This window comes from Streptomyces sp. NPDC056169, from assembly GCF_042268445.1.
Taxonomy (GTDB): Bacteria; Actinomycetota; Actinomycetes; order Streptomycetales; family Streptomycetaceae; genus Streptomyces.
In genome coordinates this window covers 1-7,087 of the sequence record NZ_JBHJUO010000048.1, presented here as the reverse complement: position 1 = coordinate 7,087, position 7,087 = coordinate 1, and the positions used below count along the sequence as shown (strand labels likewise).

Sequence of the window (7,087 nt, the reverse complement as noted above, 5' to 3'; positions counted from 1 at the left end):
CCGCCGCGCCCCGGGGGGGGTTGGGGTGCTGTCGGCACCGGGTGCCCCCCCGCGGGGGGGGGGGGGGGGGGGGGCCGGGGCGCCCGACCGCGCGTCGGCCGCCGACGGGCGGATCAGCAGTGGGCGGATCAGCGGTGGGCGATCGGCACCAGGCGGATCAGCGGTGGGCGCCGGTGAAGTAGCGCATGGCCTGCCGGTGCACGACCTTGCCGATGTTGTGGCCCATCTCGATGCCGGGCTCGTTGTCGAAGCTCCAGTGCATGCCGCCGTACACGCGGGAGATGCCTGCCTGCTGGGCGGCCTCGCTGAAGGTCGGCCAGTGCAGGACGACGTCGGTGCGCGGGGTGAGGCCGGGCTCGACCGTGGACGCGCCGGCCTTGAAGCGGTACGAGTCGCCGAAGGAGTCCGAGCCGGTGAAGCGGCGCAGGAACTCGGCGGCCGCGCCGGAGAAGGTGCTGTGCCCGGAGACGGTCGCCGGGAACGGCGGAACGGCCACGTACGCCTGCCAGTCGAGGCCGTCCATGGTGACGGTGCCCTGACCGGGGCCGCCCCAGGACTGGACCTGCTGCCCGCGCCGGTCGAACGGGATGAGCGTGGAGGGGCGCGCGAAGTCGTACTGGGCCTTGACCGCCCAGGAGCCGATGGCGGCGTCGCACTCGGCCATGTTGAGGCCGAAGAACAGCTGGGCGTCCTCGTCGACGCCGTAGCCGTCGCGGGCGGAGACGTACCGTCCCCACATCTGCTGGGCGCCGGGCGGGGTGACGTCGTCGTTGAGCCAGAACTCGGCGATCGCCTTCTGCTCGTCCGTCAGCTGGGCGCTGATGTCCAGGAGTTCCTGGATCGCGGCGGTCATCCGGACGGAGGGGTACGCGGGCGGGGCGGGCACCGTGAACTGGTCGGGGCGGCTCAGCGCGAAGGGCTTCATCACCGCGAACTGCGGGGTGAGGTAGCGCTGCGTCTTGCCGTTCACGATCAGCGGGGTCCAGTGCGCCGGGTCCGTCACCGTGGACGGGTCGAAGGCGCCGGCGGTCTGCGGGGTGTTGCGCGCCTGGTAGCCGGTGGTGTCGGTGTAGGCCGGGGTGCCGAGCTGGTTGGCGCCGTCGCCGTGCCGGTAGTCGAGGACGGCCTGCGCGGTGCGGCGGCCGATCCAGGCGGGGCTGTTGCGGCGGGGGGCGGTGAGCTCGGGGTCGTAACCGAGGCTGCGCAGCATCGAGTCGATGGCGACCTTGTACTCGGGGTACAGGTCGAGCAGGGCGAGGTGGGCCGCGTAGCTGATGGCCTCGTTCTTGTTGTCGAGGGTCCGCTCGGCGCGGGGCCTGCGCAGGGAGCCGCCGAACCGGCTGCCGACGGCACAGCGGTCGTAACACGCCCAGGCGTCGTAGATCGCGTTGTGGATGATCGCGAGGGCGCGGGCGTTGACGGTGGCGGGGCCGAAGCGGTTGCCGGCGGCCTGGTAGCGGCCGAGGATCGCGTCCATCGCGGCCTGGTTCCAGCGGATGACGACGCTGATGTCGGTGACGGCGCCGGGGGCGCGGCGTCCCGTGCGGGTCTCCGCCTCGAAGCTCGTGGGGACGCCCCATGCCACGGTGCCGGGCAGGGCGAGCACCCCGGCCGCGGCGGCGGTCGTGGTGAGCACCCGGCGCCGGGTGAGGGCCGTGCGGGCCTCGGGGGCGGTGGTGGAGGCGGGGGCGGCGGGTCGGTGGGACATCCGTGGATTCCTTCGCAGGGTGCCGGGAGCGGATGGACGCGGTCCGGGTCCGTGGATCAAACACAAACTCGAACAGTGCTCAGGCTGGCGAGAAATGATCGCGTCCGGCAACGGTCGATCGACTTCTTGCATCGCGGGTATGCAAGGAAGCGATGGGCAATGCGAGGGTGCGCGGGACGTGGCTAGCGTGAGCGACGGCGTCCGCCCCTCCTGCCGTGATTTCGGCGTGATCCGAGCGGTCCACCGCCCGGTCACGCCCCGCTCGGCACCGCACGGCACCCACGGCCCCGGCTCGCACGACGGCCCCGGCCCACTCCGCCCGGCACCGCCGGCCCGCATCGACTCGCGTTGGAGATGCCCGCGCATGACCGTTTCCCCCCAGGTGACACCGTCCGCCACGCCCGTCTCGACGTCACCCTCCGCCCCGCCTTCCGCCCCGCGTTCCGCCCCCTCTCCAGCCGCCTCTTCCGCCGCCGCTCCCGCCGCCTCTTCCGCCCCGCTGTCGCTCCTGGACCGCTTCGACCGGATCGCCCCGCGGCTGCACGCGCACGGCCTGACCATGCTCCGGGCCGGCCTCGGCGGCGTGTTCGTCTGGTTCGGTGTCCTCAAGGTCATCGGCTCCAGCCCGGCGGCGGCGCTCGTCGTCGCCGTCCTGCCGTTCCCCGCGGGCGACTGGTTCGTCCCCGCGCTCGGCTGGGGCGAGGTGGCGCTCGGCCTCTGGCTGGTGTCCGGGCGCGCACAGGCCGCGGCCCTGCCGGTGCTCACCGCCCACCTGTGCGGCACCTTCGCGGTCCTCGTCCTCACCCCGGGCGCCGCGTTCGCCCACGCCAACCCGCTCCTGCTCACGCTGGTGGGCGAGTTCGTCGTCAAGAACGTGGTGCTGCTGGCGGGCGTGGTGGTGGTGACGACCCGGCCGCGCACCTGAGCGCTCCCCGCCCCCCTGGTTTCGCCGGGCACCCTGTCCGGCGAGAGCCAGGATCGGCCCATGGCCACCAGGAAGTACGACACCTTCGGCGCCGACCCCTCTGTCGCTGACGCTTCACCAACAAACCTTCCCAACGGTTTGTTAGCGGCCCCTCTCGCGTCCCCTCACGGCCCCTCAACAGCGCATGCGCACGCCCTCGATGGGTAGGTACACCCGACAACACCGATGCGCCCTGGATCCCTACGAAAGCTCGTAGAATACCAATCAGTCGGTTTAAGGACGTCGGGTGGTACGGCGCGACGGGGCGCAAGCTCGTGCCGCTACGACGCATGGTGCTACGGGAGCCGTTGGTGACCAAACAAGAGCGGGGCACTCGGACCCGCGACGCGCTGATCAGGTCAGCGGCCGCGGAGTTCGACCTGCACGGCTACGCCCTGGCCACGTTGTCCGCGATCAGTCTGGGAGCCGGCGTCAGCCCCGGGGCGCTCCACTTCCACTTCGAGAACAAGGCGGCGATCGCCGAGGCCGTCGAGGACGCGGCCTGCACGACACTGCGCCGGACCGCCCGGATCGCCTACCGCCACCGGGCGAACGCCCTGCAGAACCTCGCGGACACCACGCACGCGCTCGCCCGCCTGTTCCGCCAGGACATCGTCGTACGGGCGGGCTTCCGGCTCAGCTGCGCGAACGACTGCCGTACGGAACTCAACCTGCGGCAGGAATGGCAGAGCTGCGTCCAGCAGCGGCTCGCGGAGGCGGCCGACGAAGGCCTCCTCGCCGCCGGCATCGGCCGTCAGCAGGACCTCGCCCGGACCGTCGTCGCCGCCACCGTCGGTCTGGTGACCCTGTGTCAGGACAGCGGCGAGTGGCTCTCCCCCCACACCGTCACCGGTCTGTGGCGGACCCTGCTGCCGACCCTCACGGCCCCCGAGGCACTCGCGGGCCTGGAACCGGCGGGCACCGCCGCCGTGATCACCCGCTCGCTCGACCCGGTCGGGTGAGGAGGTCCCGGTACCACTCCGCGTGGCCGGGGAATCCCGCGGTGAACCCCGGACCCGGCGCGCAGCCGAGCTCCCGCCACGGGCGGTCGTCGGCGAACCAGTGGTCGGTGGCGAGCATGGCGAGGTGGTGGCGGCCGTAGGGGTGGCCCGCCAGCAGGTCGTACGCCTCGGCCAGGTCCACCGCCCCTGCCCGGGGCCGGTCCGTCCGCGCCGACAGGAGCTCCTCGCAGGGCGCGAGGAGCTCCGCGACCGGCACCGGTTCGGGGTGGTCGACGTAGTACGGGCCCGCCTCCGTCCGCGGCGAGAGCGCCGCGCCGAGCAGGACGCCCGCCAGGTTGTCCACGTCGATCACGGAGTGCAGCGAGGCGCCGGCGTCGAGGGGGCCGGGCAGGGCCGCGAGCAGCCCGACAAGGCCGGGGACCACCCGCACGTCGCCCGTGCCGTACACGAGGTGGGGTCGCAGTACCGTCCCGCCCGCGTCGAGGACGTGCCCGTCGGCGGCGGCCCGGGTACGGCTGGTCGCGGAGCCCGGCGCGAGCGGCAGGGTGCCGGGGGCGGCGGCCCGGAAAGGACCCCGGCCGTGGACGGAGGCGGTGCTGAGGGAGACGATCCGGGTCACCCCAGCGCGTACGGCCGCGTCGACCAGGGTCCGGGTCCCGTCGTCGTTGACCGCGCGGAGCAGCTCCTCGTCCCCGCCGATCGCCGACGCGCAGTGGATCAGTACGTCGACCCCTTCGCAGGCCCGGCGCAGGGAGTCGGGATCGCGGAGGTCACCGGTGACGGTCTCGGTCACGGGACCGGTCACGGGACCGGCGTACCCCGCCGGCTCCTCCCCCGTCGAGACGACCGTCGAGACGACCGTCGCGGCAGATCGGGTGAGCAGCCTGAGGTGCCCGAGGTCCGCCCGTGCCGCCGCCGTCGCCGCCACCCGGCGGCCGATGAATCCGGTCGTGCCGGTGATCAGAACGCGAGGAGCCATGGTGTCGCGGGCCTTCCCGGTCCGGTTCAGCCGGCCAGGCGGCTGTCGAGACGGCCCGCGGCCACCGCCAGGTCCCGGGACGGGGACGTGAGCGTGCAGGAGAAGACGGACCGGTCGTCCTGGCGGCCCTCGACCCGGACGGTGGTCACCGAGGGGTCGGAGGCGGGCGCGATCTCGGCCTCGATCCAGCACGGGCTGTCGAGCTCCGCGTACCGCGCGAAGGAGACGTCCATGACCGTGGGGAGGTACGTGCCGCTCCCGAGGACCATCGTCGCCGCCTGCCGGGCGGCCTCCACGAGGACCATTCCCGGTACGTGGTCGTTGGGGCGGCGGAAAAGGGTGGCGTGGCCGGTGTTGATGCGCAGCTGCCACTGGCCCGGTCTGGTGCCCGGGGCGAGGACGACGTCCTTGGAGTCCTCGCGGCCGACCAGGTGCGGGGCGACTCCCGGTATCAGCGGGACCGGGCGGCCGAGCGCCTCCATCCGCTCGCCCCGGACGCGGTGGTACGCCGGGGTGGACATGCAGCTGGTCACGGCACCGCCGGTACCGAGCAGCCGGCCTTCGCAGGTGAGGACCATGGTGGTCCGCAGGCTCCGGAGCCTGCCGCCGCGGCTCTTCACGTCGGAGACGACGACGTCGATGCCGACGTCCGAGGCGCGGCCGTCGACCGCCAGCGCGTCGGCGTCGACGCTGTAGGAAAGGCTCCACATGACGAACTGATCGTCCGCGGGTACCCCCAGTTCGGCATGAGCGACGAGCATGGTGACCTGACGTATTGTCTCGGCCACCAAAACGGGGTCGTGCCGGTCCCCTGCCACCGGGGAGAAGAAGGGATGCGCGGCAGGCCAGGCGGCGGAGACCGAGAAACGATTCTCCCGCAGCTGCGTCCAGCCCGTGGGGATGATGTCCGCGGGATCGGCTCGGTGCACGAACTCTCCGGGGACGTGTGTCACCGTTCCCCCATCGCTCTGATCCATGGTTCCCCCTTGCGTCCCCACGCCCCTGGGCAGATTTTCCACCCAGCCTAGAATACGTACAGCCCGGTTTTCTTTTCAATGCTTCACGTCACACGGTGAGCACAGACAGCGAGACAGCAGGAGGCGCCGCCTTGGCACAGCAAGCGCGTGCAATCAGAACCCGACGGGCGATCCTGAATTCGGCCGCGACCGTCTTCGCGGAGCGTGGATACGAGCGGACCACCATCGGGGAGATCCTGGTGCGCGCCGGGGTGACCAAGGGAGCGTTGTACTTCCACTTCGCCTCCAAGGAAGACCTCGCCCTCGGCGTGCTCGACGCCCAGATGCTCGACGTGCCGCTGCCACCGCAGGCGATCAAGATCCAGGAGCTGGCGGACCAGGCCTTCCTGCTCACCCACCGGCTGCAGCGTGACCCCGTGGTGCGCGCGAGCGTCGCCCTGGCCCTGGACAGCGGCGCCACCAGTATCGACCGGGTCGCCCCGTTCCAGGCGTGGATCGACCACCTGTCGGACATCCTGACGGTCGCGAAGGCTCGAGGGGAGCTCCTCGTCCACGTGAACGTGACGGACTCGGCCCAGCTGTTCTCCGGCGCCTTCTCGGGAGTCCAGGCGATGTCCCAGGTCATGTGCGACCGCAAGGACCTGGCTCACCGGGTGTCGGTCCTGCTCCAGCACTACATGCCGAGCGTCGTGACGCCGGCGCTGCTGACCAGCCTCGAACTGACCCCGGACCGCGCCGTGCAGCTCGGTGCCGAGTACGACGCGATCATGCTCCGCAGGGAACAGGACCAGCTCGCCGACACTCCCCACTAACAAAACCGACCGACTGGTCCCCCTGAGCGCCCCGACGCGGAACAGCGTCGGGGCGCTCTGGCGTCATGGCACTGAGTGTGTTTTGCTGAGGGTACTCAGTGCCACAACCGCTATCGGTGCCACAAGCGTCTAGGGGAGCTCCACATCATGGGCAAGGACTTCGACCTGTATCGGCCTTCCGAGGAGCACGACATGCTCCGGGAGTCGGTGCGTGCGCTGGCGGAGGCGAAGATCGCGCCGTTCGCCGCGGCGGTGGACGAGGAGGGCCGGTTCCCGCAGGAGGCGCTGGACGCGCTGGTCGCCAACGACCTGCACGCGGTGCACGTGCCCGAGGCGTACGGCGGTGCGGGGGCGGACGCGCTGGCGACGGTGATCGTGATCGAGGAGGTCGCGCGGGTGTGCGGCAGTTCCTCGCTGATCCCGGCGGTGAACAAGCTGGGTTCGATGCCGGTGATCCTGTCCGGTTCGGAGGAGCTGAAGGCGAAGTACCTGGGCCCGCTGGCCAAGGGCGACGCGATGTTCTCCTACGCCCTGTCCGAGCCCGACGCGGGCTCGGACGCGGCCGGGATGAAGACCCGCGCGGTCCGTGACGGCGACTTCTGGGTCCTCAACGGCGTCAAGCGGTGGATCACCAACGCCGGCGAGTCGGAGTTCTACACGGTGATGGCCGTCACCGACCCCGACA

The 7,087-nt window shown here is 71.7% G+C and carries 7 protein-coding genes; 4 read left to right on the top strand and 3 right to left on the bottom strand.

Annotation, left to right across the window (positions count from 1 at the left end):
• Positions 1 to 157 precede the first annotated feature (157 nt).
• Positions 158 to 1,708, bottom strand: coding sequence for a vanadium-dependent haloperoxidase (locus tag ACFC0G_RS39455; RefSeq protein ID WP_376413614.1), 1,551 nt, complete (start codon positions 1,706 to 1,708; stop codon positions 158 to 160).
• A 364-nt stretch (positions 1,709 to 2,072) separates the two neighbouring features.
• Here ACFC0G_RS39455 and ACFC0G_RS39450 point away from each other — a divergent pair, with 364 nt between their 5' ends.
• Both ACFC0G_RS39450 and ACFC0G_RS39445 read left to right on the top strand, forming a co-directional pair.
• Positions 2,073 to 2,633 carry a hypothetical protein gene (locus tag ACFC0G_RS39450; RefSeq protein ID WP_376413612.1) on the top strand — a complete coding sequence of 187 codons (561 nt, stop codon included), beginning with the start codon at positions 2,073 to 2,075 and terminating at the stop codon, positions 2,631 to 2,633.
• Between the two features lie 350 nt (positions 2,634 to 2,983).
• Positions 2,984 to 3,634, top strand: coding sequence for a ScbR family autoregulator-binding transcription factor (locus ACFC0G_RS39445; RefSeq protein ID WP_376413610.1), 651 nt, complete (start codon positions 2,984 to 2,986; stop codon positions 3,632 to 3,634).
• Here ACFC0G_RS39445 and ACFC0G_RS39440 read toward each other — a convergent pair.
• Both ACFC0G_RS39440 and ACFC0G_RS39435 read right to left on the bottom strand, forming a co-directional pair.
• Positions 3,606 to 4,613, bottom strand: coding sequence for an NAD-dependent epimerase/dehydratase family protein (locus ACFC0G_RS39440; RefSeq protein ID WP_376413608.1), 1,008 nt, complete (start codon positions 4,611 to 4,613; stop codon positions 3,606 to 3,608). The two genes, ACFC0G_RS39445 and ACFC0G_RS39440, sit on opposite strands and share 29 nt — an antisense overlap.
• A gap of 26 nt (positions 4,614 to 4,639) precedes the next feature.
• Positions 4,640 to 5,590, bottom strand: coding sequence for a ScbA/BarX family gamma-butyrolactone biosynthesis protein (locus ACFC0G_RS39435; RefSeq protein ID WP_376413605.1), 951 nt, complete (start codon positions 5,588 to 5,590; stop codon positions 4,640 to 4,642).
• A 131-nt stretch (positions 5,591 to 5,721) separates the two neighbouring features.
• On the opposite strand from ACFC0G_RS39435, the gene ACFC0G_RS39430 reads away from it, so the two are divergent.
• Both ACFC0G_RS39430 and ACFC0G_RS39425 read left to right on the top strand, forming a co-directional pair.
• Positions 5,722 to 6,402 (top strand): ScbR family autoregulator-binding transcription factor, encoded by a 681-nt coding sequence (locus ACFC0G_RS39430; RefSeq protein ID WP_376413603.1) that lies wholly within the window; start codon positions 5,722 to 5,724, stop codon positions 6,400 to 6,402.
• A 147-nt stretch (positions 6,403 to 6,549) separates the two neighbouring features.
• On the top strand, positions 6,550 to 7,087 hold a 538-nt coding region (locus ACFC0G_RS39425; protein WP_376413601.1), incomplete at its 3' end, for an acyl-CoA dehydrogenase family protein.

Excerpts from the sequence above, each read along its gene's own strand:
- ACFC0G_RS39450 (WP_376413612.1), top strand. The coding sequence starts at position 2,073 with ATGACCGTTTCCCCCCAGGTGACACCGTCCGCCACGCCCGTCTCGACG.
- ACFC0G_RS39440 (WP_376413608.1), bottom strand. The coding sequence starts at position 4,613 with ATGGCTCCTCGCGTTCTGATCACCGGCACGACCGGATTCATCGGCCGC.
- ACFC0G_RS39435 (WP_376413605.1), bottom strand. The coding sequence starts at position 5,590 with ATGGATCAGAGCGATGGGGGAACGGTGACACACGTCCCCGGAGAGTTC.
- ACFC0G_RS39455 (WP_376413614.1), bottom strand. The coding sequence starts at position 1,708 with ATGTCCCACCGACCCGCCGCCCCCGCCTCCACCACCGCCCCCGAGGCC.